General features: G+C 59.2%; 25 protein-coding genes and 1 pseudogene. 15 read left to right on the top strand and 11 right to left on the bottom strand.

Annotated elements, in window-relative coordinates; all coding sequences use genetic code 11:
* The 3 genes and pseudogenes from ASG35_RS06840 to ASG35_RS06830 all read left to right on the top strand — a co-directional run.
* Positions 1-596 (top strand): annotated as a pseudogene (locus ASG35_RS06840) (electron transfer flavoprotein subunit beta/FixA family protein); the annotation flags it as partial.
* A gap of 12 nt (positions 597-608) precedes the next feature.
* The gene (locus tag ASG35_RS06835; RefSeq protein WP_056354528.1) at positions 609-1,610 is read left to right on the top strand and encodes an electron transfer flavoprotein subunit alpha/FixB family protein; all 1,002 of its coding nucleotides are present in this window, start codon (positions 609-611) and stop codon (positions 1,608-1,610) included.
* A gap of 75 nt (positions 1,611-1,685) precedes the next feature.
* Complete coding sequence (locus tag ASG35_RS06830; RefSeq protein ID WP_056354527.1) at positions 1,686-3,476, top strand: acyl-CoA dehydrogenase; 1,791 nt, start codon at positions 1,686-1,688, stop codon at positions 3,474-3,476.
* Between the two features lie 78 nt (positions 3,477-3,554).
* On the opposite strand, the gene ASG35_RS06825 is transcribed toward ASG35_RS06830, so the two are convergent.
* Entirely contained in the window at positions 3,555-4,847 is a 1,293-nt protein-coding gene (locus tag ASG35_RS06825; RefSeq protein ID WP_056354523.1) for a D-amino acid dehydrogenase, read from the bottom strand.
* Between the two features lie 133 nt (positions 4,848-4,980).
* Between ASG35_RS06825 and ASG35_RS06820 the strand changes: the two genes are divergently transcribed.
* Together ASG35_RS06820 and ASG35_RS06815 are read left to right on the top strand one after the other, a co-directional pair.
* Positions 4,981-5,469, top strand: coding sequence for an Lrp/AsnC ligand binding domain-containing protein (locus tag ASG35_RS06820; protein WP_056354520.1), 489 nt, complete (start codon positions 4,981-4,983; stop codon positions 5,467-5,469).
* A 68-nt stretch (positions 5,470-5,537) separates the two neighbouring features.
* Complete coding sequence (locus ASG35_RS06815; RefSeq protein ID WP_056354517.1) at positions 5,538-6,674, top strand: PA0069 family radical SAM protein; 1,137 nt, start codon at positions 5,538-5,540, stop codon at positions 6,672-6,674.
* A gap of 33 nt (positions 6,675-6,707) precedes the next feature.
* Here the strand turns inward: ASG35_RS06815 and ASG35_RS06810 are convergent, their stop codons facing one another.
* Positions 6,708-7,202: an NINE protein gene (locus tag ASG35_RS06810; RefSeq protein ID WP_056354615.1), complete on the bottom strand. Its 495-nt coding sequence runs from the start codon at positions 7,200-7,202 to the stop codon at positions 6,708-6,710.
* Positions 7,203-7,572: 370 nt separating this feature from the next.
* Here ASG35_RS06810 and rpsP point away from each other — a divergent pair, with 370 nt between their 5' ends.
* From rpsP to ASG35_RS06780, 6 genes are all read left to right on the top strand, one after another.
* Complete coding sequence (gene rpsP, locus ASG35_RS06805) at positions 7,573-7,827, top strand: 30S ribosomal protein S16 (protein ID WP_056354515.1); 255 nt, start codon at positions 7,573-7,575, stop codon at positions 7,825-7,827.
* 79 nt (positions 7,828-7,906) lie between these two features.
* Positions 7,907-8,614 carry a ribosome maturation factor RimM gene (rimM, locus tag ASG35_RS06800; protein ID WP_056354512.1) on the top strand — a complete coding sequence of 236 codons (708 nt, stop codon included), beginning with the start codon at positions 7,907-7,909 and terminating at the stop codon, positions 8,612-8,614.
* Positions 8,615-8,647: 33 nt separating this feature from the next.
* The gene (gene trmD, locus ASG35_RS06795) at positions 8,648-9,418 is read left to right on the top strand and encodes a tRNA (guanosine(37)-N1)-methyltransferase TrmD (protein WP_056354509.1); all 771 of its coding nucleotides are present in this window, start codon (positions 8,648-8,650) and stop codon (positions 9,416-9,418) included.
* Positions 9,419-9,556: 138 nt separating this feature from the next.
* Complete coding sequence (rplS, locus tag ASG35_RS06790; protein WP_056354506.1) at positions 9,557-9,943, top strand: 50S ribosomal protein L19; 387 nt, start codon at positions 9,557-9,559, stop codon at positions 9,941-9,943.
* A 127-nt stretch (positions 9,944-10,070) separates the two neighbouring features.
* Positions 10,071-10,772, top strand: coding sequence for a CoA pyrophosphatase (locus ASG35_RS06785; protein WP_235527473.1), 702 nt, complete (start codon positions 10,071-10,073; stop codon positions 10,770-10,772).
* Between the two features lie 114 nt (positions 10,773-10,886).
* Positions 10,887-11,825, top strand: coding sequence for a CobD/CbiB family protein (locus tag ASG35_RS06780; protein ID WP_056354503.1), 939 nt, complete (start codon positions 10,887-10,889; stop codon positions 11,823-11,825).
* 302 nt (positions 11,826-12,127) lie between these two features.
* Here ASG35_RS06780 and ASG35_RS06775 read toward each other — a convergent pair whose 3' ends face one another.
* Genes ASG35_RS06775 through ASG35_RS06765 form a run of 3 tightly spaced genes read right to left on the bottom strand, consistent with a single transcriptional unit; the run spans position 12,128 to position 14,655 of the window.
* Positions 12,128-12,454, bottom strand: a complete 327-nt coding sequence (locus tag ASG35_RS06775; RefSeq protein WP_056354500.1) for a putative signal transducing protein — start codon at positions 12,452-12,454, stop codon at positions 12,128-12,130.
* Positions 12,455-12,463: 9 nt separating this feature from the next.
* Positions 12,464-13,390 (bottom strand): ribosome small subunit-dependent GTPase A, encoded by a 927-nt coding sequence (gene rsgA, locus ASG35_RS06770; RefSeq protein ID WP_056354498.1) that lies wholly within the window; start codon positions 13,388-13,390, stop codon positions 12,464-12,466.
* Positions 13,387-14,655: a M48 family metallopeptidase gene (locus ASG35_RS06765; RefSeq protein ID WP_056354494.1), complete on the bottom strand. Its 1,269-nt coding sequence runs from the start codon at positions 14,653-14,655 to the stop codon at positions 13,387-13,389. Before ASG35_RS06765 ends, rsgA begins: the two co-directional genes overlap by 4 nt.
* A 185-nt stretch (positions 14,656-14,840) precedes the next feature.
* Between ASG35_RS06765 and orn the strand changes: the two genes are divergently transcribed.
* A complete protein-coding gene (orn, locus tag ASG35_RS06760) occupies positions 14,841-15,461 on the top strand; it encodes an oligoribonuclease (RefSeq protein WP_056354491.1) in 621 nt (206 codons plus the stop codon).
* Positions 15,462-15,473: 12 nt separating this feature from the next.
* Here orn and mog read toward each other — a convergent pair whose 3' ends face one another.
* Both mog and yjgA read right to left on the bottom strand, forming a co-directional pair.
* Positions 15,474-16,094, bottom strand: a complete 621-nt coding sequence (mog, locus tag ASG35_RS06755; RefSeq protein ID WP_082508259.1) for a molybdopterin adenylyltransferase — start codon at positions 16,092-16,094, stop codon at positions 15,474-15,476.
* On the bottom strand, positions 16,078-16,722 hold the full coding sequence (gene yjgA / locus ASG35_RS06750) for a ribosome biogenesis factor YjgA (RefSeq protein ID WP_056354607.1): 645 nt from the start codon (positions 16,720-16,722) through the stop codon (positions 16,078-16,080). Before yjgA ends, mog begins: the two co-directional genes overlap by 17 nt.
* A 188-nt stretch (positions 16,723-16,910) precedes the next feature.
* Here yjgA and pmbA point away from each other — a divergent pair, with 188 nt between their 5' ends.
* Entirely contained in the window at positions 16,911-18,281 is a 1,371-nt protein-coding gene (gene pmbA, locus ASG35_RS06745; RefSeq protein WP_056354488.1) for a metalloprotease PmbA, read from the top strand.
* A gap of 72 nt (positions 18,282-18,353) precedes the next feature.
* On the opposite strand, the gene ASG35_RS06740 is transcribed toward pmbA, so the two are convergent.
* From ASG35_RS06740 to ASG35_RS31210, 3 genes are all read right to left on the bottom strand, one after another.
* Positions 18,354-18,851 (bottom strand): dihydrofolate reductase, encoded by a 498-nt coding sequence (locus ASG35_RS06740; RefSeq protein WP_056354486.1) that lies wholly within the window; start codon positions 18,849-18,851, stop codon positions 18,354-18,356.
* Between the two features lie 45 nt (positions 18,852-18,896).
* Positions 18,897-20,330, bottom strand: coding sequence for a sigma-54-dependent transcriptional regulator (locus ASG35_RS06735; protein WP_200945695.1), 1,434 nt, complete (start codon positions 20,328-20,330; stop codon positions 18,897-18,899).
* A 169-nt stretch (positions 20,331-20,499) separates the two neighbouring features.
* Positions 20,500-21,045, bottom strand: a complete 546-nt coding sequence (locus ASG35_RS31210) for a hypothetical protein (protein WP_056354483.1) — start codon at positions 21,043-21,045, stop codon at positions 20,500-20,502.
* A gap of 516 nt (positions 21,046-21,561) precedes the next feature.
* Here ASG35_RS31210 and ASG35_RS06725 point away from each other — a divergent pair.
* Both ASG35_RS06725 and ASG35_RS06720 read left to right on the top strand, forming a co-directional pair.
* On the top strand, positions 21,562-22,938 hold the full coding sequence (locus ASG35_RS06725; RefSeq protein WP_056354480.1) for a sigma-54 dependent transcriptional regulator: 1,377 nt from the start codon (positions 21,562-21,564) through the stop codon (positions 22,936-22,938).
* A gap of 260 nt (positions 22,939-23,198) precedes the next feature.
* Positions 23,199-24,032, top strand: a complete 834-nt coding sequence (locus ASG35_RS06720) for a thymidylate synthase (RefSeq protein ID WP_056354476.1) — start codon at positions 23,199-23,201, stop codon at positions 24,030-24,032.
* 62 nt (positions 24,033-24,094) lie between these two features.
* Here the strand turns inward: ASG35_RS06720 and ASG35_RS06715 are convergent, their stop codons facing one another.
* Positions 24,095-26,059, bottom strand: a complete 1,965-nt coding sequence (locus ASG35_RS06715; protein WP_056354474.1) for an alkyl/aryl-sulfatase — start codon at positions 26,057-26,059, stop codon at positions 24,095-24,097.
* Positions 26,060-26,259: the final 200 nt, after the last annotated feature.

Here is a 26,259-nt window from a genome sequence, read left to right as displayed (position 1 = left end):
CGGGCGATTCTGGTTGAATCGACTGAGGAATTGCAGCCGCTGGCGGTCGCGAAAATCCTCAAAGCACTGGTCGATAAAGAACAGCCGCAACTGATCATTCTCGGCAAGCAGGCAATCGACGACGACTCCAATCAAACCGGTCAAATGCTCGCCGCATTGGCTGGTTTGCCGCAGGCGACGTTTGCATCGAAGGTGACGGTAGCCGATGGAAAAGTCTCGGTCGCGCGCGAAATCGATGGCGGTTCCGAAACGCTGTCACTGACTTTGCCCGCTGTGATCACCACGGACTTGCGCCTGAACGAGCCGCGTTACGTCACGCTGCCGAACATCATGAAGGCGAAGAAAAAGCCGATGGAAACCATCAAGCCGGCCGATCTCGGCGTGGATGTCACGCCGCTTTCAGAGCACGAACTCGCAATCAAGCATGACGGCATCCACGAGAGTCTGCCATCAAGCCGGCCGATCTCGGCGTGGATGTCACGCCGCGCCTGAAGACGCTGAAGGTCGCCGAACCGCCGCAGCGCTCCGCAGGCGTGAAGGTGCCGGACGTGAAGACGCTGGTCGAGAAGTTGAAGACCGAAGCCAAGGTTCTGTGAGGAGTTGAGAAAGTGACCATTCTTGTAATTGCAGAACACGACAATGCATCCATCAAGCCGGCAACGCTAAATACCATTGCGGCTGCATCGAAGATTGGCGGTGATGTTCACGTGCTGGTCGCGGGTTCGAACGCGCAAGCCGCAGCCGATGCCGCCGCGAAGATCGCGGGCGTGGCGAAAGTGCTGTTGGCCGATGCACCGCAACTCGCTGAGGGACTTGCCGAGAATATCGACGGAACGGTGTTGCAGATCGCGAAGAATTATTCGCATATCCTGGCGCCGGCAACCGCTTACGGCAAGAACGTCGCGCCGCGCATTGCTGCACATCTGGATGTGGCGCAGATCAGCGATATCACCGCGGTCGACAGCGCCGATACCTTCGAGCGTCCCATCTACGCGGGCAACGCGATCGCGACGGTTCAATCGAGCGATGCCATCAAGGTCATCACGGTGCGTTCCACGGGTTTCGATCCGGTCGCGGCGGAAGGCGGCAGCGCATCGGTCGAGAAGATCGAAGCGGCAGCTGACTCCGGTATCTCGACGTTCGTGAGCCGTGAAGTGACGAAGCTGGATCGTCCGGAACTGACGTCGGCGCAGATCATTGTGTCGGGCGGACGCGGGCTTGGCAACGGCGAGAACTACACGAAAGTGCTCGAACCGCTCGCCGACAAACTGGGCGCGGCGCTGGGTGCATCGCGTGCAGCGGTCGATGCCGGCTTCGTGCCAAACGATTACAAACTGGGCGCGGCGCTGGGTGCATCGCGTGCAGCGGTCGATGCCGGCTTCGTGCCAAACGATTATCAGGTCGGGCAAACGGGCAAGATCGTGGCGCCTAATTTGTACGTCGCGGTCGGCATCTCGGGCGCCATTCAGCATCTGGCCGGGATGAAGGACTCGAAGGTCATTGTTGCCATCAACAAGGACGCCGAAGCGCCGATCTTCGGTGTGGCGGACTACGGCCTCGTAGGCGATTTGTTCACCGTGGTGCCGGAGTTGGTGAAAGAGCTGGGTTGATCGGCTGATTGAGCAGTACAGCAAAAAAGGGGCGACGCATGTGCGCCCCTTTTCACATCAGGGGGAGACAAAGACATGAGCTATCACGCGCCCGTCAAGGACATGTTGTTCGTGATGAAGGAACTCGCGGACATTGAAGGCATCGCGGCATTGCCGGGTTTCGAGGACGCAAATCTCGACACCGCGCGCGCCGTGCTCGAAGAAGCCGCGCGATTCAACGGCGAAGTGGTGGCGCCGCTGAACGTTGAAGGCGACAAGAATCCGAGCGCGTGGAAAGACGGTGAAGTGATCACCACGCCGGGTTTCAAGGAAGCGTTCAAGCAGTTCGGCGAAGGCGGCTGGCAAGGCGTGCTGCATCCGGTCGAATACGACGGACAAGGCTTGCCCAAACTCATTGCCACGCCGTGTATAGAAATGTTGAACTCGGCAAATCTCTCGTTCGCGTTGTGTCCGCTGCTGACCGATGGCGCCATTGAAGCGTTGCTCACCGCCGGCACCGACGAACAAAAGCAGCGCTACGTGCCGAAGCTGATTTCCGGCGAGTGGACCGGTACGATGAACCTCACCGAGCCGCAGGCCGGCTCGGATCTCGCGCTCGTGCGAACGCGCGCCGAGCCGCAAGGCGACGGTACGTTCAAGCTCTTCGGCACGAAGATTTTCATCACGTACGGCGAGCACGACATGGCGAAGAACATCGCGCATCTCGTGCTGGCGCGCATGCCCGGTGCGCCCGAAGGCGTGAAGGGCATCTCGCTTTTCATCGTTCCCAAGTTCCTCACCAATGACGCCGGCGCGCTCGGCGAACGCAACGACGTGCATTGCGTATCGATTGAACACAAGCTCGGGATCAAGGCGAGCCCGACCGCCGTGCTGCAATTCGGCGATCACGGCGGCGCGGTCGGCGAGTTGATCGGCGAAGAAAATCGCGGGCTCGAATACATGTTCATCATGATGAACGCGGCGCGCTTCGCGGTCGGGCTACAGGGCGTGGCGGTGTCCGAGCGGGCTTACCAGCAGGCCGTCGCATTCGCGAAGGATCGCGTGCAAAGCCGGCCGGTGGATGGCTCGGCCAAACAGCCGGTGTCGATCATTCATCATCCGGACGTGCGCCGCATGCTTTTGACCATGCGCTCGCTGACCGAGGCTTCGCGCGCGCTGGCCTACGTGGCGGCCGCGCATTGCGACCTGGCGCATCATCATCCCGATGAAACCACGCGCGCGAATCATCAGGCCGTCTACGAGTTTCTCGTGCCGATCGTGAAGGGATGGAGCACGGAGCTTTCCATCGATGTCACGAGTCTCGGCGTGCAAGTTCATGGCGGCATGGGATTCATCGAGGAAACGGGCGCGGCGCAGCATTATCGTGATGCACGCATTCTTTCCATCTACGAAGGCACGACCGCGATCCAGGCCAACGATCTGATCGGGCGGAAAACAGTGCGCGATGGCGGCGCGACGGCGCTGGCGATTCTGGCGCAAATGGACCAGACCATCGCGCTTTTAGCCGATCGTGACGGACAGGCGTTCACGTCGATGCATCGTCATTTGGGCGCCGGAAGTCTTGCTTTGGCGCGGGTGGTCGAGTTCATGGTCGCGAAGGTGAAAAGCGATCCGAACGCGGTGTTTGCGGGGAGCGTGCCTTATCTGAAGCTTGCGGGCATCGTGCTCGGTGGATGGCAGATGGCGCGGGCGCTGCTGGTTGCATCGGATAAACGCGCTGAAGATGACGCGTTTTACGGCGCGAAGATCGCAACGGCACAGTTCTTCGCCGAGCATGTCTTGTCGCAAGCGCCGGGCATCGAGGCATCGATTGTCAGTGGCAATGGACAGGAAGGGTATCTCGCGATGAGCGAAGCGCAGTTCTGATTCGCTATGTTTTACGTAATAAAAAGGGCTGTCCCTTCGCGGAAACAGCCCCTTTTTGTTGTAGTCACCTTTTTTAGCTTATGCCCGTGCGTACGCCGGCCTGCCGTTCGTGCGCGTTTCGCCCAAATAGCGGTGCACCGACAAATCGTCCGACTGGATAGCCGGCTGTTTGCCCGACATCAGATCCGCCAGCAATTGGCCGGAACCGCAGGACATGGTCCAGCCGAGCGTGCCGTGGCCCGTGTTCAGATAAAGATTCGATACAGGCGTGCGTCCGACGATAGGCGTGCCGTCCGGCGTCATAGGACGCAGTCCGGTCCAGAACGATGCCTTCGCCGTATCGCCGCCGCCGGGGAACAGGTCGTTCACGCACATTTCGAGCGTCTCACGACGCGCTTGGCGCAGGGATTTATCGAAGCCGACGATTTCTGCCATTCCGCCGACTCGAATCCGGTCATCGAAACGGGTGATCGCGATCTTGTAGGTTTCGTCGAGCACGGTCGAAATTGGCGCTGCGCTTTCATTCACTACGGGCGCCGTCAGCGAATAGCCCTTCAGCGGATAAACCGGAATCTTGATGAGATCGCCGAGCAGCTTCGTGGAATACGAACCCAGCGCGACCACGTACGAATCGCCACGGATCAATTCGGCGCCGCATTGCACGCCGGCGATGCGGCCGCCGCTGACCGCGAGGGCATCGATAGGCGTGTTGTAGCGAAACTTCACGCCGAGCTGTTCGGCCATGGCAGCAAGACGCGTGGTGAATTTCTGGCAATCGCCGGTTTCGTCGTTCGGCAGGCGCAAACCGCCCGTCAATTTCTGCGATACCGCCGCGAGAGCCGGCTCGGCCTTGTGCAGATCGGCGGGCATGAGCAATTCGAAGGGCACGTTTGCATCGCGCAAAACGGCGATGTCTTTTGCCGCGCCATCGAGTTGCTGCTGGGTGCGAAACAATTGCAACGTGCCGCCGGTACGGCCTTCATATTGAATGCCCGTATCCGCGCGCAGTGCCTGCAGGCAATCGCGGCTGTATTCAGCCAGACGAACCATGCGGCCCTTGTTGACCGAATAGCGGTCTTGCGTGCAGTTCTGCAGCATCTGCCACATCCATTTCAATTGAAACGAAGTTCCGTCCAGGCGAATGGCCAGCGGCGCGTGTTTCTCGAACATCCACTTCACCGCTTTGAGCGGCACGCCGGGCGCGGCCCATGGCGACGCGTATCCGGGCGAGATTTGCCCGGCGTTTGCGAAACTCGTCTCGAGCGCCGGTCCCGCTTCCCGATCGATAACCGTGACCTCGTGGCCCGCCCGCGCCAGATAGTAGGCACTGGTTACGCCGATAACACCGCTGCCCAAAATTACGACTTTCATGTCTTGCTCCGTGCAAAGTGACATTCCGCCGGTCATGCTTCTTTGAGTAGCGGGATATATAGTGGTATCGACTATAGTATTGAGAGTGCAGTAGTTTTTGTTATTGTATTTATCTACGTTTCAGTGGATTCGAATGAGAACTCAACGAAATTCGGTGCGGGAACTGGACAAGATCGATCGCCGTATTCTGCGGATACTTCAGCAGGACGGCCGTATTGCCATGAAGGAACTTGCGGAACAGGTTGGGCTATCGGTGACACCCTGTATTGAGCGCGTAAAGCGCATGGAGCGCGACGACGTGATTTCAGGCTACTACGCGCGTGTGAACCCGCATCAACTCGGGGCTTCGCTGCTGGTATTCGTGGAAATCACGCTCGATCATAAGAGCGGCAACATGTTCGAGCAATTTCGACGCGAAGTGCAGCGCATCCCCGAGGTCCTGGAATGCCACCTGGTTTCTGGCGATTTCGACTATCTGATCAAGGCGCGCATTGGCGAGATGGCCGATTACCGGAAGCTTCTCGGCGACATCCTGTTGCAGCTTCCCGGCGCGGTGCAGTCGAAAAGCTACGTGGTCATGGAAGAGATCAAGGAGAGCCTGGCCATCGCCGTTGATGGCTGAATCTGCTTGCGGATAAGAAATTTTACTGTATATTTGTACAGTACTTTATCCTTTTCCACGCATTGATCATGGCTTTGCCTGACTTCGAATATCCTGTCGCTCCGCCCGCGCCGCGCAAAGGCCGGGGCGCGGTCACGAATGTTCAGGGACGATACGAAAAGGACGAGCGTGAACGTATCGACGACGGCTGGACGTACACCGACCAGGATGGCGAGGAGGAACGCGCGCCGCCGCTGCGTACCCAGGTATTCGAGGAGCGTGCAAAGAGCATTCTCACGCACAACTCCTCGCCCGACATTCCGTTCGGGGTATCGCTGAATCCGTATCGAGGTTGCGAGCACGGCTGTATATATTGTTTCGCCCGTCCCACGCACAGCTATTTGGGTTTGTCGCCGGGACTCGATTTCGAAAGCCGCATCTACGCGAAGGTCAACGCAGGGGAGTTGCTCGAGCGCGAACTGGACAAGCCGTCGTATCAGCCGGAGCCCATTGCTCTCGGGGTCAACACGGATGCGTATCAGCCGGTCGAACGGAACCTGCGGATAACAAGGCGCGTAACCGAAATCCTCAGTGAACGCGGCCATCCGTTTGCCGCAATAACAAAGTCGTCGCTGATTGAACGGGATATCGACTTGCTGGCGCCAATGGCGCAAAAAGGCCAGGTGATCGTCGCGGTGACCATTACCACGCTCGACGCCGAGATTGCCCGGACGCTGGAGCCGCGCGCCGCAACGCCGGCGAGACGGCTGCGCACCATCCGCACACTGGCCGAAGCCGGCATTCCAGTCGGCGTTAGCGTTGCGCCGATGATTCCATTTGTCACCGAACCCGACATGGAACGCGTGCTGGAAGCATGCGCGGAAGCCGGTGCCACGAGCGCGAGTTATATCGTCTTGAGATTGCCTTGGGAGGTTGCGCCGTTGTTCAAGGATTGGCTCGCGGCGCATTTCCCCGATCGCGCTGAACGCGTGATGGGACGTGTGCGCGATATGCGCGGCGGCAAGGATTACGATTCGGATTTCTCGAAGCGGATGAAAGGCGAAGGCCTATGGGCGGACATGCTCAAGCAGCGCTTTCATCATGCCGCGCGGCGACTAGGACTGAATCAGCGCCAACGCGGCATTCTGGATATGTCGGGATTTCGGCGCGGGGAGTTGGCGCCGAAGCGGCCGGTCGTAGATAGTCCGCAGATGAAGCTGTTTTGATTGGATCCAGTGCAGGACGCCGCCCGGGACGTGCTACTGTGACAACTCTTTGGCTGCTTGAACCTGGCCTTCGAAGTAGGTCTGGAAGGTGAGCGCAAGGCCGGCCATCAACATGAACGCGCCAAACAGGAGGGAAAATATCACGATGAAGATCACCGTCCAGCCTGAGTCGCTGTGTTGGCCCGTTTGCGGATTGAACTGAGCGTCCCATTTTTCATCGGGTCGCAGACCGTACACGATCGCGGATAAAAACGCTGCCAGCAGGGAAGCGGCGCCTGGCACGACGAGCACCCAACCGAGGACGGACGCGCGTTCCGTCGCGGCGAGCAACATGTAACCCACGACGCCCACCAGAAGCCCGACAATGTGTGCCCAACCGAATTTGTCGCGCAAACCATACAGATAGAATCGATGCGCGCCGACGCTGCCCAAGAAGAAGGCGAGCGCGGCAGTTAGCGTTTTCGAGCGAAAACGCGCTTGCGGCGCTGGATTCGAGGAGTGTGTGACGTGGGACGACGGGTTGTTCATCGGGAGCTGAATGAAAAGCGTTAAAGGCAGGTCGGAGCGAACTTTGGCGTGAAGCGGCATTCTACGCTGCAGGCGTTGGTCAAGGCGGCCGGTCGTCGTTCACGGAGGCGCGCGCAGCCCCGGAACATGCCGTTTGCCGTTCAGGCGCTTGTAGAAAAGTTTCCACCAACCCCGGGACGTTGTGGCCAATCTCGAAAGTCTTGAAAAGCCCAGGACACGGTGCTTTACGAGTACTGACCGCCATCGGGAAGTGGCGGAAAATGCCCCTTCGCATCTCGATTAATCGATGCAAGTGTTTGTTAAGGCATCGTTTTGCCGCTATAATCGCGTGTTTTGGTAGTTCCGAACCCCGGTTTTCAAGGATTTCAGCATGGTTATCATCCGCTTGGCTCGTGGCGGCTCCAAGAAGCGCCCGTTTTACAACATCGTCGCAACTGATTCGCGTAGCCGCCGTGATGGCCGCTTCATCGAACGTGTGGGTTTTTACAACCCTGTCGCGACCAAAGGCGAAGCATTGCGCATCGCTCAAGACCGCCTGACGTACTGGCAAGACAACGGCGCGCAAATGTCGCCGACGGTTGCTCGTCTGGTCAAGCAATCGCAACAAGCTCAGCCGGCTGCTTAAGTGCAGTTGCTGCAGGTGATCGCTCGGGTTCCAGTGACTCGATCGATTTTCGCTGCCGAGGTTCGCGGGAGATTGGCTCATGTCGACGCGTGATCATGCTTCAGACTCAGGTTTGAAAGCCGCACGTGGCGAAGAGCCTCAGCAAAACGATGCCACGTTTGGCGCATTTGTCCGCAAGCCGGCAACGCGCCGCGTGGCCATCGACGCTTTGGACGACTCGGGATCAATCGAGACTGTCGAAGCTTTGCCCGACGACGCTATCGAAGTCGGTGCCATTGTCGACGCTTACGGCCTGAAGGGCTGGGTCAAGATTGCACCGCACGCGCATGCAGGGCATGGCGGCGACGCAATGCTCGCGGCAAAGCGCTGGTGGCTGGTCAAGGGAAACGAGCGCAAGTCGGTTCGTTGCCTTCAGTCGAAAGTGCATAGCGACACGGTAGTCGCGCATTTTGCCGGCTGCGACGACCGCGATACAGCTTATGCATTGCGCGGCCACAGCATTCACGTGTTGCGCAGCGACTTCCCGAAGCTCACTGGCGAAGACGAATTCTACTGGGTCGATCTGATCGGCCTGGATGTCGTGAATGAAGCGAACGTGGCTTTAGGCCAGGTTGCCGGCATGATCGACAACGGCGCGCATTCAATCATGCGTGTGGAATTTGCGACTACCGGCAAGGACGGCTCGGCCACGACTGGCGAACGTCTCATTCCGTTTGTCGGCGTGTACGTCAAATCGGTCGATCAGGCGGCGCGCAAGATAGTCGTCGACTGGGATGTCGACTATTGATTCATCGGCATCATCGATCACAAGGAGAGAGCGATGCAGTTTGACGTCGTGACGCTCTTTCCCGAGATGTTTCGCGCGCTGACCGATTGGGGTATTACCAGCCGGGCAGTGAAGCAGGAACGGTTTGGTTTGCGCACGTGGAATCCCCGCGATTTCACCACGGACAATTACCGGACCATCGACGATCGTCCATATGGTGGTGGACCCGGCATGGTCATGCTCGCGCGACCTCTGGAAGACGCCATATCGGCTGCGAAAGCGGCACAGGCGGAGCAGGGTATCAGCGGCACGCGTGTGGTGATGATGTCGCCACAAGGCAAAACGCTGGATCATGAGCGAGTTATGCAAATCGCTCAGGAGCCCGGGCTGATCGTGTTGTGCGGCCGTTATGAGGCCATCGACCAGCGTTTGATCGATCGCGTGGTGGACGAAGAGATTAGTCTTGGCGACTTCGTTTTGTCGGGCGGTGAATTGCCAGCCATGGCGCTGATGGACGCAGTCGTGCGCCAGTTGCCCGGCGTGCTGAATGATTCGCAGTCGGCGGTCCAGGACAGTTTTGTAGATGTGCTGCTCGATTGTCCGCATTACACACGCCCGGAAGAATACGCCGGCGTGCGGGTGCCGGATGTGCTGCTTGGCGGCCATCACAAGGAAATCGAAGCGTGGCGCAGGCGTGAATCGCTTAAGAATACGCAGGAAAAGCGGCCTGATCTTATCGATCGTGCTCGCAGGAATAAAATGTTGAGCCGTGCCGACGAGGCATGGCTTGCAAGTCTCGCCAAGGAAGGGTCGAAGGCGCAGTAGGCTTTCCGGCCATTTGTCGAAGCGGGACAAAAGGGCGGCGTCATGCTTGAATAAAGCCGGCGCCAGATGTGAACCCATCCTCTACCGGGGCCACCAACATGGCAAACAACTCCGGCAAGATGGCTCCAGGAGTCAGTAATGAATCTGATTGAGCAACTCGAAAAAGAAGAAATCGCGCGCGCACTCGGCGAAAAGTCGATTCCCGAATTCGCCCCGGGCGATACGGTGATCGTCAGCGTCAACGTGGTCGAAGGTACGCGCAAGCGTGTCCAGGCTTATGAAGGCGTCGTGATCTCGAAGCGCAACCGTGGTTTGAACTCGAATTTCATCGTCCGCAAGATTTCGTCGGGCGAAGGCGTCGAGCGTACGTTCCAGACCTACTCGCCGCTGCTCGCGAGCATCGTCGTGAAGCGTCGTGGTGACGTGCGTCGTGCAAAGCTGTACTACCTGCGCGAACGTTCGGGCAAGTCGGCTCGGATCAAGGAAAAGCTCGTGTCGAAAGACCGTGCTGCGGCAAAGGCGTAATTTTTGCGCTGACGATGCACCTGAAAAAAGCACCCTTACGGGTGCTTTTTTCTTTGGTGTGGTCAAATCATGGTTTGCGCTGGTGTTTGCGCGCCGATGTAAAACTACTCGATAAACCAAGTCCCACGTGTCTCCGCCCAAGTCGTCGACTCCCCGCATTCTCGAGCCCGAAATCCTGCCGATCGAATCGACCAGCGCGGATCTGCCGCGCGTGCGTGACGACGTTCTGACGCCCAACGGCATGCGCGCACGATTCACGCAGACGCTCGACTGGACGCCGGACGCACGCGACGACAAGATCAAGGCGCTTGGGGGTGATCCTCGGGTGGCATCGGTGCTGATTGCGCTGGTCGTGCGTGAGGACGGCTTGAGCGTGCTGCTCACGCAGCGTGCCGATCACTTGTCGAACCATGCAGGGCAGATCAGTTTTCCCGGCGGACGCCAGGAACCAGAAGATGCTGACGCCGCTGCCACTGCGCTTCGCGAAGCACAAGAAGAAGTGGGGCTCGAGGCCGAACATGTGGAAGTGCTGGGCGAGTTGCCCGACTATCTGACCGGTACCGGATTTCGCGTAACGCCCGTGGTCGCGCTGGTGCATCCGCCGATCGAGCTCCACGCCGATACCCTCGAAGTCGCCGATATCTTCGAAGTGCCGCTCGCGTTCCTTATGAACCCGGCCAACCATCAAGTGCGCGTGTTTCGTTGGGAAGGCGGCGAACGTCGTTTTTTTGCGATGCCTTTCACACCCGCTGAAAATGCGGCTCCCTATTTCATCTGGGGCGCAACGGCGGGTATGTTACGTAATTTCTATCGCTTCCTCGCGGCGTGACGCGTAATGTGTCGGCACTCGAATGGCGCTTCGTCCGATGTGTCCCTCTGGCAGCATCGACGCTGTGCTATCTTTACAAGAAATTCGTAAAACTCGAATGTCCCGGCGCATCGCATGACTTTTTTCTCTGTATTGCTGGCTCTTATCATTGAGCAGTTGCGCGCGCTCTCGCCGCAGAATCCTATATCGGCGTTGCTTCAGTATCATGCGGAATCCGCGGCTCATGGCTTCGATGCCGGCAAGCAGCGGCATGGCGTGCTCGCTTGGCTGATCGTCGTGTTGCCATGGACGTTGGCCGTTGGATTGGTCTATTACGTCCTGTATCGCATCAACTTCGCCCTCGCGTTTCTATGGAACGTCGTGATCGTGTACTTCACGCTCGGGTTCCGGCAGTTCAGCCACTATTTCACCGATATCCATCTTGCGTTGAACAACGACGACGTTCCGCGTGCCCGCGAGATTCTTAATGAATGGACCGGTATCGATACGCTCGACATGCCCGTGAGCGAGATCGTCCGGCATACGCTGGTTCATGCAGTGGTGGCGTCGCATCGGCACGTGTTTGGTGTGTTCTTCTGGTTTTTGATTCCTATCGGGCCGGCGGGTGCGGTGTTTTATCGGATCGCTGAATATCTGGCGCGCTCGTGGGTTCAGCCGACCGATGAACGCACGCCCGCGTTTTCCACGTTTGCTCAGCGGGCGTTCTTCTTCATCGATTGGGTACCGGCGCGGTTGACTGCGTTGGGTTTCGCGATTGTGGGGAATTTCGAGGACGCCATTTATGCGTGGCGCAATCATGCGAAGCAATGGCCCGATGCTAATGAAGGGGTTTTGCTGGCTGCGGGGAGCGGGGCGTTGGGGGCACGGTTGGCCGGACCGTTGGCGGAGCCGCTTAGCGTGGAGGCGTTGGCGGTTGGGGATGCTAGCCCATTGCCAGTGGGCGATGACTGTACGCCACGGACACTTCAGTCTGCCGTGGGTCTTGTCTGGCGCGCCGTGATTCTTTGGATGCTTTTGTTGCTCATGCTGAGCATTGCGGTTTGGTTGGCGTGAGGGTTTTCGCTCGCGCTGTTTTGCTGTGAACTTGATTCGGCTTTGGTCTATTAGCGTTGCCCCTGTGCGGGGCGGCACTTCATTTCTTTTTCCAAACGGCGAAAAAGAAACGAAGCAAAGAAAACGCCTCCACACCACAACCACTAAATTATCGTCTTCGCACAGCCAGGTTGGTGGCACGCATCTGCTACGGCCTTTAGCTGCACGCCGCCGTTGAAAAGAACCTTCTCTTCTCTTGACGTTACTTCACACGCTTCGCTTATCAGGTCGTACCGCCTGCCTGTTCTCGCTGGGGCGTTGTTTTATTCGTCGTTCAGTGGGTCTCTCGCCGTTCCGCATTGCCAGCACACCGTGAATTGAGCTTCCAGCATTTCACCGCATTGCTGGCATCGCCATGCTCTCGCATTCGATGACGGGCCGTTTCTCGCACGATCCAATATGTCCGTGGCTAATGCCTCGTCGCGGTCGTCGGCTATCCAGATTTCCGGCGCACATTGATCCGCCGGTATCTCACCCATCGCGCCACTCAAATAGCGGTTGTGCATCTCGCATGCAATGCCGGCCGTCGACAGCACATTTATCCAGTGATGCGCCGTGATCAGGTTCGGAGCACGCGTGAGCTTCTTCATGCCGCGCGTCTATCGGACAATTTGGCTGGCCTCATGCACCAGTTGCGCATACAACTGGTGACGCGCCGGGCGTATTTTGCCTTCTGCCATCGCCTCCAGGATTGCGCAGCCGGGTTCCTGCAAATGCCGGCAATTGTAAAAGCGACATTTGCCTAGAAATGGCCGGAAGTCCGCGAACGCGCGCTCCAGTTGTCCCTCGGACAAGTGGTGCAATCCGAATTCCTGAAACCCGGGCGAGTCGATCAACGATCCACCCCCCGGCAACGGATACAAGCGTGTGAACGTGGTGGTGTGCCGGCCGCTGTTCAACGCCTTCGAAATTTCCCGTGTCGCCACTTCGGCGTTAGGAATCAGAATATTTACCAGCGTCGACTTGCCCATGCCCGACTGTCCAAGCAGCAAAGTTGAACGGTTGGCAAGGCGGGCGTCGAGTTCATCGTGGACGTGCTGGGGCGCCGCCTTCGCCGATAACTCCACAACCGTATATCCAAGCTCCCGATACAGCGCCAGGCGCTTGCGTGCAACGGCGAGCGGCCCTTCCATGTCGATCTTGTTCAACACGATCAGCGGTTCCAGACCATGCGCTTCGGCCGCGATCAACGCGCGGCCGAGCAAGTCCTCGCTGAAATGCGGTTCAGTGCCAAGCACGATCATCAGTTGATCAAGGTTGGCGGCGAAGAGCTTCGATTTGAACTGGTCGGATCGATAAAGCAGATTGCGCCGCTCACCAATCTCGACAATGACGCCCTGATCCGCCGACGACTGCTCGTATTGCACGATGTCGCCCACCGCAATCTCACTGCGCTTGCCGCGCGGGAAACATTGCAACATGGCGCTGCCATCGGCGGGAGCGACGAGATAATGCCGCCCGTGAGCGGCAATGACCCTTCCTTCGATGCGCGCATTCGCCGGTTTCTTCGCGTCACGCGGCCTCATGCGGCGAATTGCATCAGGCGCTCGATGCGCTGCGATGCAGGCGGATGCGATGCGTAGAACGCGGTGTAGATGGGATCGGGCGTGAGCGTGGATGCGTTGTCTTCGTAAAGCTTGACGAGCGCGTTGACGAGGTCGCGCGGATCAGTCTGGCTCGCGGCGAAAGCGTCGGCTTCGAATTCGTGTTTGCGCGAGCTCAAGCTGCCAAGCGGCGTAACGAAGAACATGAAGACCGGCAGCGCCAGCATGAACAGCACGAGGGCCAGGCCGTTGTTGTTGCCAATCAGCGAAGGCCGCACGCCGAGTCCTTCGTAGAACCACACACATTGTGCAAGCCAGCCAAGCAATGCAAGCATCACGAGGCTGAGCACGAACGTGACAACCAGACGCTTGATCACGTGGCGACGCTTGAAGTGGCCGAGTTCGTGAGCCAGCACCGCCTCGATCTCGCTGCCGGAGAGCCGGGCGAGCAGGGTATCGAAGAAAACGATGCGTTTTGCCGCCCCGAAACCCGTGAAATAAGCATTGCCATGCGCGGAACGGCGGCTGCCGTCCATCACGAACAAGCCCTTTGCAGCAAAGCCCGTGCGCGACATCAGGTTTTCAATGCGCGCGCGCAAGGCTTCGTCTTTCAGCGGCTCGAACTTGTTGAAAAGCGGCGCGATAAACGTTGGATACAGAATCAGCACGAGCATCTGGAATGCGACCAGCAGCACCCACGCCCACAGCCACCACAACGCGCCAGCCTGGTTCATCAGCCACAAGGTGACGAACAGCACCGGCAAACCGATGGCCGCGCCCAGAACCACGCCCTTGATCAGATCGAGGAAAAAGAGCTTCTTGGTCATCCGGTTGAAGCCGAACTTCTCCTCGATCACGAAGTGCCGGATGTAATCGAACGGCAGGTCGACCACGCTTGTGATCGCCACCACGATAGCCACGAGCGCCATCTGTCCCACGTAGCCGCGGCCAAGCCAGTCGGTCACCGCGAGATCGATCTGCTGGATTCCGCCCAGCAGCGTCAACGCGATCAGCAGCGCGGCGCTGACAACGACTTCAACCATGGTCAGGCGCGTGCGCTCGACGGTGTAATCGGCGGCGCGCTGGTGGGCGGCGAGCGGGATGGTTTGCAGGAACTGCGGCGGCACGTTTTTGCGGTGCGCCGCGACGTGCCGGATCTGGCGCGAGGCAAGCCACAACTTTGTGCCGACCATGCCGACCAGCGCCACGACAAACACGACCGAGAACGCGAGATTAAAATTGGACATCAGCAAGGATCCGATTGATAACGCGCAATGGAAATCGCGCGATTGAATTATGCGAGAATTATAGGTTCTTGGCCGTCACCGCGCGCATGGCTTGTCGAGCGTTGGCCGAACGACCGGGTCTCGCGACTTCCTGCAAACTTTCAAGCGCCGCTCAAGGCGTCAAACTCATCCAGGTTGCCCTCCATATGGCCGATCCCGTGCTCGACTCCTCAACTTCCGCAAGCCCTTCCGGCCTCGTTCGCAGCGACATGAACCTTGTCTGGCTCGACATGGAAATGACGGGTCTCGAACCCGATGACGACCGCATCATCGAAATTGCGGTGGTCGTGACGAATTCGACGCTCGACAAGCTCGTTGAAGGGCCGGTGCTCGCCATTCACCAGGACGAAACGGCGCTCGGCAAGATGGACGAGTGGAATCGCAACACGCATGGCCGGTCGGGATTGACGGAGCGCGTGCGGGCATCGACGGTAGATGAAGCCGAAGCCACGCGCCAAATCCGCGAATTCCTCGGGCAATACGTGCCGCCGGGCAAATCGCCGATGTGCGGCAATTCCATCTGTCAGGACCGCCGTTTCATGGCCCGATGGATGCCGGAACTTGAAACGTTCTTCCACTACCGCAACCTCGATGTCAGCACGCTCAAGGAATTGTGCCGCCGCTGGCAGCCGGCGATCTATAAGGGTTTCCAGAAGCGCGCCATGCACACGGCGCTCGCCGATATTCACGAGTCCATCGACGAACTCAAGTATTACCGCGAGCATTTCCTGATTCCGCCGGCGAGCGGCGACGCCGGAGCCGCTTGAGCCTTCAGGCGTTCAGGCCTTTGGCGGCCTGATCGCGCTTTTCGGCCGGAACGCGGTGATCACTTCCGGGCGGGTTTCCACATACGGCCCGCCAATCAAGTCGATGCAATACGGAATCGCCGCGAAGATGCCGGGCACCTTCGGCTTGCCGTCGGCGTCACGAAGTCCTTCGAGCGTTTCGCGAATCGATTTCGGCTGTCCGGGCAGGTTCACGATCAACGCGGCGTGATCCGCCGTCTCGCGAATGACCGCGACCTGGCGCGACAAAATGGCGGTCGGCACGAAGTTCAGGCTGATCTGGCGCATTTGCTCGCCGAAGCCGGGCATCGGCTTGGTGGCGACGGCCAAGCTGGCTTCCGGTGTGACGTCACGGCGCGACGGGCCCGTGCCGCCCGTTGTCAGGATGAGGTCGCAACCGGTTTCATCGACGAGTTGGGTCAGCGTGGCCGAAATGGTCGCCGCGTCGTCGTGAATCAGACGGGTTTCGGCGCGCCACGGGGAACTCAGCGCGCCCGCGAGCCATTCCTGCAGCGACGGAATGCCCTTGTCCTCGTACACGCCTTCCGAAGCGCGGTCGCTGATCGAAACCAGCCCAATCAGCAGTTCGTCCGGATGATTACGCTTTGTAGCCATCGTCGTCGTCTCGTTGCGGGAATTCCACGTCGTTGCCATCTTCCATTTCGTCGATGTCGTCGTCTTCTTCATCCGCGCCCGCTGCCGACTTGATCCACTGAAACAGTTCACGGAAATAGCGTGGCGGTTTGCTTTGCTCGCGTTCCTTGCGCGCGTTGCGAATCAGTGTGCGGCCTTCCTGCGGATCGACGCCCGGATGCTGGCGGATGAATTCGGTAAGGGCGGAATCGTCGGCGAGCAGTTTTTCGCGCGTATGTTCGATCCAGTGCAGCTTGGCCGTTTCAGCGCGATTGACACCGCGATACGTGTCGAGCGCCGTGCGCAGCGCCGCCGTTTCCTCGTCGGTCAGGGAACGCATCACGCGGCCGACGTATTGCACCTGACGGCGCTTGCCTTCGTGATCGGTGATTTTCCGGGCATCGCGGACGGCGTCGTCGAGCTTTTCCGGCATGGGCATGCGTTTGAGCGCGTCTTTCGGCAGTTCGATCAACGCCACGCCCAGCACTTGCAGCGCGAGCATGTCGCGTTTGAGCTGGGATTTGCTCGGACGGTCGTAGCCGTGCTCGCTGCCATCCTGTTCGGTGGCAACGGCCGGATTTATGGGTTGCGTGCGGGTTTTACGGTTCATCGCGATATTGTACTTGTTCGAAGGTGCCCGCTGGCGCCTGGCGGCATGGACGAACGAAACCAAACACGTCTCAACTTGCTATGATCTTGCGATACACGGAAGCGGTTACGTTAAGCACCGCGCCTCGATAAATCCGGCGCGACCGTTCTGGACCCTTCTGCAACTTGAGCATCCACAGGCAGACAAAAATGGCAGCAGACATGGACGTGAGGCAACGCTTTTTCCCGCACACCCAGGACGAGCTGAAAGAAATTGCGTCCGATATCCTGCGGCACGCAAAAGAACTCGGCGGCACCGACGCCGCCACTGAAATCTCCGAAGGCGATGGCCTTTCGGTCAGCGTGCGTCGTGGTGAAGTTGAAACCATCGAGCACAATCGCGACAAGATGGTCGGCGTGACGGTGTTCATCGGCAAGAAGCGGGGGAATGCAAGCACCTCGGACTTCACGTCCGCCGCGCTGAAAGACACCGTGGCCGCCGCCTATAACATCGCGCGCTTCACGGCCGAAGACAGCGCCGCAGGACTCGCCGACGCCGAATTGCTGGAAATGGCGCCGCAGGACCTCGATCTCTATCACCCGTGGGACATCAACGCCGAAGAAGCGGCCGATCTCGCCCGCCGCGCGGAAGACGCAGCGTTCGCCGTCGATAAACGCATCCAGAACTCGGAAGGCGCAAGCGTTTCGGCACAACATTCGCAATTCGTCCTGGCAACGTCACGCGGTTTCATGGGCGGTTATCCGTTTTCGCGGCATTACGTGGCGTGCGCGCCCATTGCGGGATCGGGACGCGACATGCAGCGTGACGACTGGTACACATCGAAGAGAAACGCTGCCGATCTCGCTGATCCGGAAGCAATCGGTCGATACGCCGCGCATCGTGCGCTGGCGCGTCTCGGCGCGCGCAGTCTGGATACCCGCAAATGCCGCGTGATGTTCGAAGCGCCGCTGGCAGCGGGCATTCTGGGCGCATTCGTGCAGGCAGTGAGCGGCGGGGCGTTGTATCGGAAGACAACTTTTCTCGTCGATAGCCTCGGCAAGCCGGTTTTCGCGCCGCACGTTCAGGTGGTCGAAGATCCGCACGTGAAGGGCGGCATGGGCAGCGCGCCGTTCGACGAAGAAGGCGTGCGCACGCAGCGCCGCAATGTGGTCGAGGACGGCGTGGTGCAGGGCTATTTCCTGTCGACATATTCGGCGCGCAAGCTCGGTATGAAAACCACCGGCAATGCGGGCGGTTCGCACAATCTGTCGTTGCGCAGTTCGCTGACCAAACCCGGCGATGACTTCGAGGAAATGCTCAAGAAGCTCGGCACAGGTTTGCTGCTGACGGAATTGATGGGGCAGGGCGTGAATTACGTGACGGGCGATTATTCGCGCGGCGCGTCGGGATTCTGGGTGGAAAACGGCAAGATCCAGTATCCGGTCGAGGAAATCACGGTGGCGAGCACGCTGCAGGAGATGTTCCGCCACATCGAGGCAATCGGCGCCGATACGGTCGTTCGCGGGAACAAGGAAATTGGCTCAGTGCTGATCGAGAAGATGACGATCGCGGGGCAATAAAGCGTCTGCCGAAACGCAAATAAAGTAATCGAAAAGCCCGGAACGGTATGCACCGTTTCGGGCTTTTACGTTTCAGACGCGCCGCTCGTACACCACGAACGAATAGTCGAAGTCATTTGGCGCGGCCGCCCGATGTTTCTCGCGCGAGATTTCTGTCCAGACGGCCGGATCGGGGGCATCGATTGAGATATCGCCTTCGAAATCGGCATCGATCTCGGTAAGCACGAGCTTTTGCGCGAGCTCCCAGCCCTTGCGGAAAAGCTCCGCTCCGCCGATCAGGAACACTTCCTTCGACTCGTCGCGCGCCGCGACTTCCAGCGCTTCGCACAAGCCGGGAACGGTGTCGCAACCCTCGAAACGACGCCCGGCGTCGCGCGTCACCACGATATTCCGTCGTCCCGGCAGCACACGTCCAATCGACTGATGCGTCTTACGCCCCATGACGATCGGCGCGCCCATTGTCGTGCGTTTGAAGAATGCGAGATCTTCAGGCAGGCGCCAGGGCAATTGGTTGTCGCGTCCGATCACGCCATTGCGCGCGCGGGCGACGATCAGGGTGAGCGTCGTCATGATGGTGATCCTCTGCCGGCATTGAGATAAATCAAGCCGCAGATTCTACCCGACGTCGCTCCCGCCCACGGCCGCCGGCGCGCGCAAACCGTGCGCGACCATCAGCCTGTACAGCGTCACGCGCGAGATGCCGAGCTCGGCCGCCGCTTCGTTCAACCGGTGCCGATGCCGCAGCAAGCTGAGCTCGATCGCGCGTTTCTCGGCGGCGTCGCGGGCGGCGGCGAGCGTCGTGGATTCCATGCCCGTGCAGTGGCCGAGGCCTAAGTCATCGGCGGTAATCAGCTTGTTTTCGGCCATCACGATCGCGCGCCGCACGCGGTTGATCATCTCGCGCACGTTGCCGGTCCAGGCGTAGCTGTACATGGCTTCGATCGCCGAAGGCGCGAAGCCGCGGATCTTGCGTTTGCCGTCGCTCTTGAACTTGTGCAGCACGTGCAGCGCGAGGATCTCGATGTCCTTGCCGCGCGAGCGCAACGGTGGTTCGTCCACGCGCAGCACGCATAACCGATGAAACAGGTCCGTGCGAAAACGCCCGTCGCGCAGAGCTGCATCGAGGTCGATGTGCGTCGCGGAAATCACGCGGACATCGACTGGAATGGATTCGTGGCCACCCAGCCGGTCGATTTTCCCTTCCTGCAGGAAACGGAGCAGATGAACCTGGTTTTCGGGCGGCAGGTCGCCGATTTCATCGAGGAAAAGCGTGCCGCCATCGGCCTGTTCAACGCGCCCGATCTTGCGCTGATGCGCGCCGGTGAACGCACCGCGCTCGTAGCCGAACAACTCCGACTGAATCAGATGGTTGCCGATCGCACCGCAGTTGATCGCAACGAACGGTCCTTTGCGGCGCGGCGAGCGCTCGTGGATGGCGACCGCGGTCAATTCCTTGCCCGTGCCGGATTCGCCGGAAATGAACACATTGGCGTTCGTGTTTGCAACCTTGCGGATGGTGCGGAAGAGTTCCTGCATGGCTTCGCACGCGCCGACCATTTGTTCGTCGCCAAGAACGGCGGGCGTTTCCGCCCGGTCGATGTCGCCAAGACTCACCATGCCGTATGCATGGTCGACCAGATATCCGATAGCCGCCGGCGCGAACGGGCCCTTCACGAAATCGAAGCAGTAATGCCGGATCATGTGGCAGACCACGGGATCGGCGAGCAGCGTGGTATCGGCGAGGGCGATCCAGCCAATGTGCTGGTGGCGCAGCGCGGGTTCCAGCGCGGTCAGTTCCCGCGCCGAAAAGCCCGTCAAATCCACGATGCCGGCAACCGGCGCGCCACTTTTCAGCACGCCGGCATGGGCTGCAAACGCGCCAGTCGACACTTTCCAGCCGCGACCTTTCAGGTAGTCGATCAGGATCGGGTCCGGCTTCTGCGCGATGTAAATCAGGTGGCGAACGCCGGGCGCAGGGTTTGGTCGGGAAACCGCGGCGCTTACGGTTGTGACAAGGGCTGGAGGGGTCGGCGTTGCCCCGGTGGGCATTCTCGGGCTGCGCGTGCGGCTGGCCGGTGCTGCAGGAGATACGGGGGCAGGATCGTGCACGAACGACCTCCAGGGCAAGCGCGAAGCATTATCGCGGCCATTGCGGCGAAGATATGGCCCGTAATCGGGACGCGAACACGTTCCGCGCCGGATAGCTCGTCCGACACGGCTATTGCGTAGTACGGACCTCCTTGTCCGCTGTGTCGTCAGGGGTCGAGTGCACGGTGACATCTACCGGCGAGCGAACCGGTGCCGGCGGCGCGATCTCGTCCCACAGCGTCACGCTCGTTGGTTGATGCGGCAGAACCGGCATCCATCCGTCGGTCACCGTGACCTTTTCGAATGCGCCATCGTCCTGGTCCATAAACGATGCCGTAGTTACGCTGTGAGTGAGAGCCGGATCCACCCAGACTATTGCCGAACTGTAAATAATAGGGCCGTCCGACACGATTTCTTTCAAACCGGACTTTCCTATAAATTGTTCTTTAAAAATGGCTGGCGGATTAGTCAGTGTCAAAGATGTTTCAAATCCGGACATTGAAGGCGCTGCCTTTGTCTCGAAAGCCGGAATAATCACACGGCTCTGATTTAATTCGGTTTGCGCGCAAACGTTGCCGCCTGAACTTCCCAGTACAATCCACGCCGTTGCGACGGCGGCAAAGCGCTGCGGAACGGCGTTTTTTCCGCATCTGTCGGCGCTGCTGCTGATTTCCATGGCAGTCTCCGTGATTCGTCTTTATTAGCGAGACGTGTGCCATCGGCCGCAATCGCCCGTTCTATTTCGATCCCGACGAAACAGGTCCGATAATGCAGCCTAGAAGTGGTGGAAAATGTTTCACCGCTGAAACGAACTGCGTTTTGCAGCCGGTTTTATTCGCGCACGCGTAAATGATTTTGTCTTATTTAATGTTTTTACAAACTGCTTATTAAAACAGAATGTCAGATTGATTCGCGTACGGGGATTGGTTCGGCAACTCGAAGGGCGACATTGTTGCGGATAATTGTTTTCGAAGTATTCGCTTTATAGTAGTCTCTCAAAAACAGCAGTAGAAACAAAACAGGTTCGTTTATGAACCGCGCGACATCATTCGTCGCTTCCGGGGTTTCATCGTTTGCAGCTTTCCGAATGACCGTTCGCCTTGGCGCTTGCGAGTCTTTGACGTCTGCAGCGTGATCGAGGACATTGACCGGCGCGACCTTTTCAACGACCGTTGACGAAAGGATCAGAACAATGGAAGTCGCTCGGCGGCAATTAATCTATGTGACTCGCGACCCAAGCGCGGCTTTGTGCGCCCGGTTCGAGGAAAGGGGCTGGCACATCGAGGTGGTTTCCAACGCCAAGGATGCTCGCCGGTGGCTGCGCAGCGATCTGGCAACCGGAGGCTTGCTGGATTTGTCGAGCCATTTTGAAACGCATGAATTGGCCGCGCTCGAAGCGTCACTGACGCTCACCAATGTCGGCTGGGTTGCGGCCACCGTGCCGGGCCAGCTCGAAGACGCAGCCGTGCGCCGGTTGATTCGCGACTATTGCTTCGACTACGTGACGTTGCCTACATCGAATGATCGCGTAGTCGATGCAGTCGGCCATGCATACGGCATGGTGGCCTTGCACGAAAACGCATCGAACGACGCGCGCGACGGCCGTGCCGAAGGCGAAATGGTCGGTTCGTGCGACGCGATGCTGAGCCTGTTTCGCTCCATCCGCAAGGTTGCAATGACCGACGCGCCCGTTTTCATCTCGGGCGAATCCGGTACCGGCAAGGAACTGACGGCGGTTGCCATTCACGAACGTTCCGCGCGGCGCGAACAGCCGTTCGTCGCGATCAATTGCGGCGCGATTCCCGCGCACCTTCTGCAATCGGAATTGTTCGGGTACGAGCGCGGTGCGTTTACCGGCGCGAACCAGCGCAAGATCGGCCGCGTGGAAGCTGCAAATGGCGGCACGCTTTTCCTCGATGAAATCGGCGACCTGCCGCTCGAAAGCCAGGCCAGCTTGCTGCGTTTTCTGCAGGAGCGCAAGGTCGAGCGGCTTGGCGGACACGGTTCGACGCCGGTCGATGTACGCATCATCTCGGCCACGCACGTTGATATGCAAACCGCGATGATCGAAGGACGATTCCGCGCCGACCTGTATCACCGACTGTGCGTCCTGCAGATCGATGAACCGCCGCTGCGGGCGCGCGGCAAGGACATCGAATTGCTCGCGAAACACATGCTCGACCGTTTCAAGAAGGACGCAAGCCGGCGTCTGCGTGGTTTCGCGCCCGATGCCATCGCGGCCATCCATAACTACGGCTGGCCTGGCAATGTGCGCGAACTGATCAACCGGGTGCGTCGCGCGATCGTGATGTCGGAAGGGCGGCAGATCAGCGCTCGCGATCTTGAACTGGGTGAGTACGTGGAAGTTGCGCCGGTTTCGCTTGCGCAGGCGCGTGAGGCGGCGGAGCGGCAGGCCATTGAACTCGCGTTGCTGCGTCATCGCGGACGTCTTGGAGACGCCGCTCAGGAACTCGGCATTTCGCGTGTCACGTTGTATCGGTTGTTGAGTGCGCACGGCATGCGTCACATTGAAGTCGATGCACCCACGGAACACGTCACGCGCGGCTGATGCCCGGCCGCGCGTGACGGTTGTCCGCCAGTTGATCGAATTAGTTGATTGAGTTAGTTGATCGAGACTGTCTGAAGTCCAAACCCGGGGTTCACCGGAACCTTCGCGGCGTGCACATCTCTGTCCCTAAAAGACATCCCGGAGCCAGACTTTCCGGCGCTTGGTAAAATCGCGGTTTGGTTTTATCGGCGGCTGGATGCCTGTTGATTTTCACAGGCTTGCTGGCCCGGGCTATCACTTTTACGAACGACGACGCTCCCATGATCCAGTATCAAGAACTGCTCAAAGACATTCTCGAGCGCGGTGCTCGAAAGATGGACCGGACCGGCACGGGGACGATCAGTACGTTCGGCCGGCAATTGCGGTTCGATCTGGCAGCGGGTTTTCCGATCGTGACGACCAAGCGCATTCACATGAAAAGCGTGGTCTACGAGCTGCTCTGGTTCCTGAACGGCGACACGAACATCAAATATTTGAACGATCACGGCGTCACGATCTGGGACGAATGGGCCGATGAAAACGGCGATCTCGGTCCGGTTTATGGCCATCAATGGCGCTTCTGGCCAAAAAACGATGGCACCATGGTCGATCAGGTCAGCGGGCTCGTGCATCAGATCAAGACGCGGCCGAATTCGCGTCGCCTGATGCTGACGGCGCTGAACGTAGCGGATTTCCCCGACGAATCCATGTCTCCCGTCGATAACGCCCGCGCCGGCCGAATGGCGCTTGCGCCGTGCCATTGCCTCGCGCAGTTCTACGTGAACGACGGCAAGCTGAGTTGCCTTTTGTATTGCCGCAGCCAGGACGTGTTTCTGGGCACGCCGTTCAATATCGCGAGTTACGCGCTGCTCACGCATATGCTCGCGCAGCAATGTGACCTGGACGTTGGCGAACTGGTGTGGACGGGCGGCGATTGTCATATCTACCTGAACCATCTGGAACAGGTGGATCTGCAATTGAGCCGCGAGCCGTATCCGCTGCCAAAGCTCAAGCTGGCGAGAAAACCCGAGTCGATATTCGATTACCAATACGAGGATTTTGTCATCGAAGGGTATGAATATCACCCGGGCATCAAGGCGCCTATTGCGGTTTAAAGCGGCGGTTTAAGCGACGTTTTAAAGCCGCAGTCCAAGCTGCGGTTTAAAACATCCGGCGATCAAGGCGTGACGATATTGAACATCGGGTCGAAGGTATCGAGAAGACTAAACAACTCGCTCACCTTCTGATTGTTTCCGCTGACCTTGTCCCCGCCCGCCTGGCCGCCGCTCATCAGGAATTTGGCGAAGTCGCTCTTGCTCATGGCGAGTGTCGCGTCCGGATTCGCGAATGCGACGCCTTCGGTATAAATCAGTACCGAGTTGCGAAGTTCGATGCCGTACTTGCGGCCATCGCCAAGATTCCAGTTGATGACCGTGTGCTTGCCGTCCGCCTTCGGACCGTTGAGCCGGATTCCCATGAAGTCGAGCAGCATGTCGGGGCTCATGGCCGCGATGGCATCGGGCGTCGCCGTATTGATTCCCTTGCCCTTGGGCACGCCGTTTCGCAATTCGAACGCGCCCATCAAATACTCGTTGCGCCACGTCGGGTTTTCGGTCTGATAACCGAGTTGTTCGAGTGCATCGGCTTCAAGATCGCGCGCTGCCTTGTTCGATGGATCCGCGAACACGACCTTGTTCATCACGGTCGCGACCCAGCGGTAATCGCCTTTGTCGAATGACTGCGTGGCTTTCGCGATCACCGCGTCGGCGCCGCCCATGAACTCGACGAAGCGCGCCGACTCGTCCTCCGGCGGCAGCGGATGCAGGTTCGCCGGATTCGAGTCGTACCAGCCGAGATAGCGCTGGTAGATCCCCTTCACGTTGTGATTCACCGATCCGTAGTAACCGCGGTTGTACCACTTCTTGCCGATACCATCGGGCAACTGAACCTGCTCCGCGATCTCCGTCATGGTGTAGCCGGCGTTGGCGAGACGCAGCGATTGATCGTGCAAATATTTGAGCATGTCGCGCTGATCGGCCATGTAGCTCACGACATTCTGACGGCCCCACGTTGGCCAGTGATGCTGAGCGATCACCACATCCGTGCGGTCGCCATAGCGCAAGATCGCTTCGTTGATGGTCTTCCACCATTGCACCGTGTCGCGTACCTGTGCGCCGCGCAGCGTGTACAGGTTGTGCATGGTGTGCGTGGTGTCTTCGGCGGTATCCAGCAGCTTGAACTGCGGCATGTAGATCAGCATCTCGGCAGGTGCTTCCGTGCCGGGCGCCATCTGGAACTCGAACTGGATGCCATCGATAACGCGTGTCTCGCCGGTTTTTTCGACCGTGTCATTCGGCGCGATCAAGCCGAGATTGCCCCGCGCGTTGGTCTTGCCGAGACCGGCATCGACCTGTCCGCGCGCGCTCGCCGGCAGCATGGCGCCGTATTGATACAGCGCGCGCCGGCCCATCGCGTTGCCCGCGTAGATATTCTCCGCCACGGCTTCCTGCAAGAAGCCACTGGGCGCGAGCACCTTCACTTTGCCGCTCTTTGCATCGGCTTCGTCGATCACGCCTTTCACGCCGCCGTAGTGATCCGCGTGGCTGTGCGTGTAGATCACGGCGACCACCGGTTTCTTCGGCCGATGCTGGAAGTACAGATCGAGCGCGGCGCGAGCGGCTTCGCGCGTTGTCAGCACGTCGATCAGGACAACGCCCGTATCGCCTTCGATGATCGTCATGTTCGAAAGATCGAGCCCGCGCACCTGATACACGCGGTCCGTCACCTTGAACAAGCCCGTGAACATGTTCAATTGCGCGATGCGCCACAGGCTCGGATTGACCGTATCGGGCGCCTCGCCTTTGAGAAAAGCGTACTTGTTCAGGTCCCAGCTCGTGCGGCCGTCGTCGGTGGGAAACGTGCCGTTCGCAATCGTGCCGATAAAGCCGCGCTGCGCGTTCTCGAAGTCGGTTTTATCGGCGAAAGGGAGTTGCTGGTAGACGGCGAGATTGTCTTGCCGGGTAATCGCTGTGGCGTCCTTGGCGGGCGCGAAGGCGGCTTGTTGCGCAAGCGCGAACGGTGCTGTGAGCACGCTCAAGGCCGCGATTGCGGCAAGCGTGAGCCGGTGCGGCGATACGATCATTGTTGTCTCCATTGAATGCCAAGCCTGGTGTGTTGTTCACGCCTGAATGGACGCCCGGGCACTCATGGATCGCAATTCCGGTATTGCCGATAACTCCCTGGAAACGACCGGTCGCTGTTCGATAAACCAATCTGCCGCGTGCTCCTGGCGTCACAAGCGAGCCAAAAACTTTACAGGCGAACCGGTTTTGTATTTGTCAT

Origin of the sequence: Burkholderia sp. Leaf177, from assembly GCF_001424345.1 — a bacterium.
In the GTDB taxonomy this organism is placed as follows: domain Bacteria; phylum Pseudomonadota; class Gammaproteobacteria; order Burkholderiales; family Burkholderiaceae; genus Caballeronia.
This window is presented reverse-complemented; position numbering and strand designations above follow the sequence as displayed.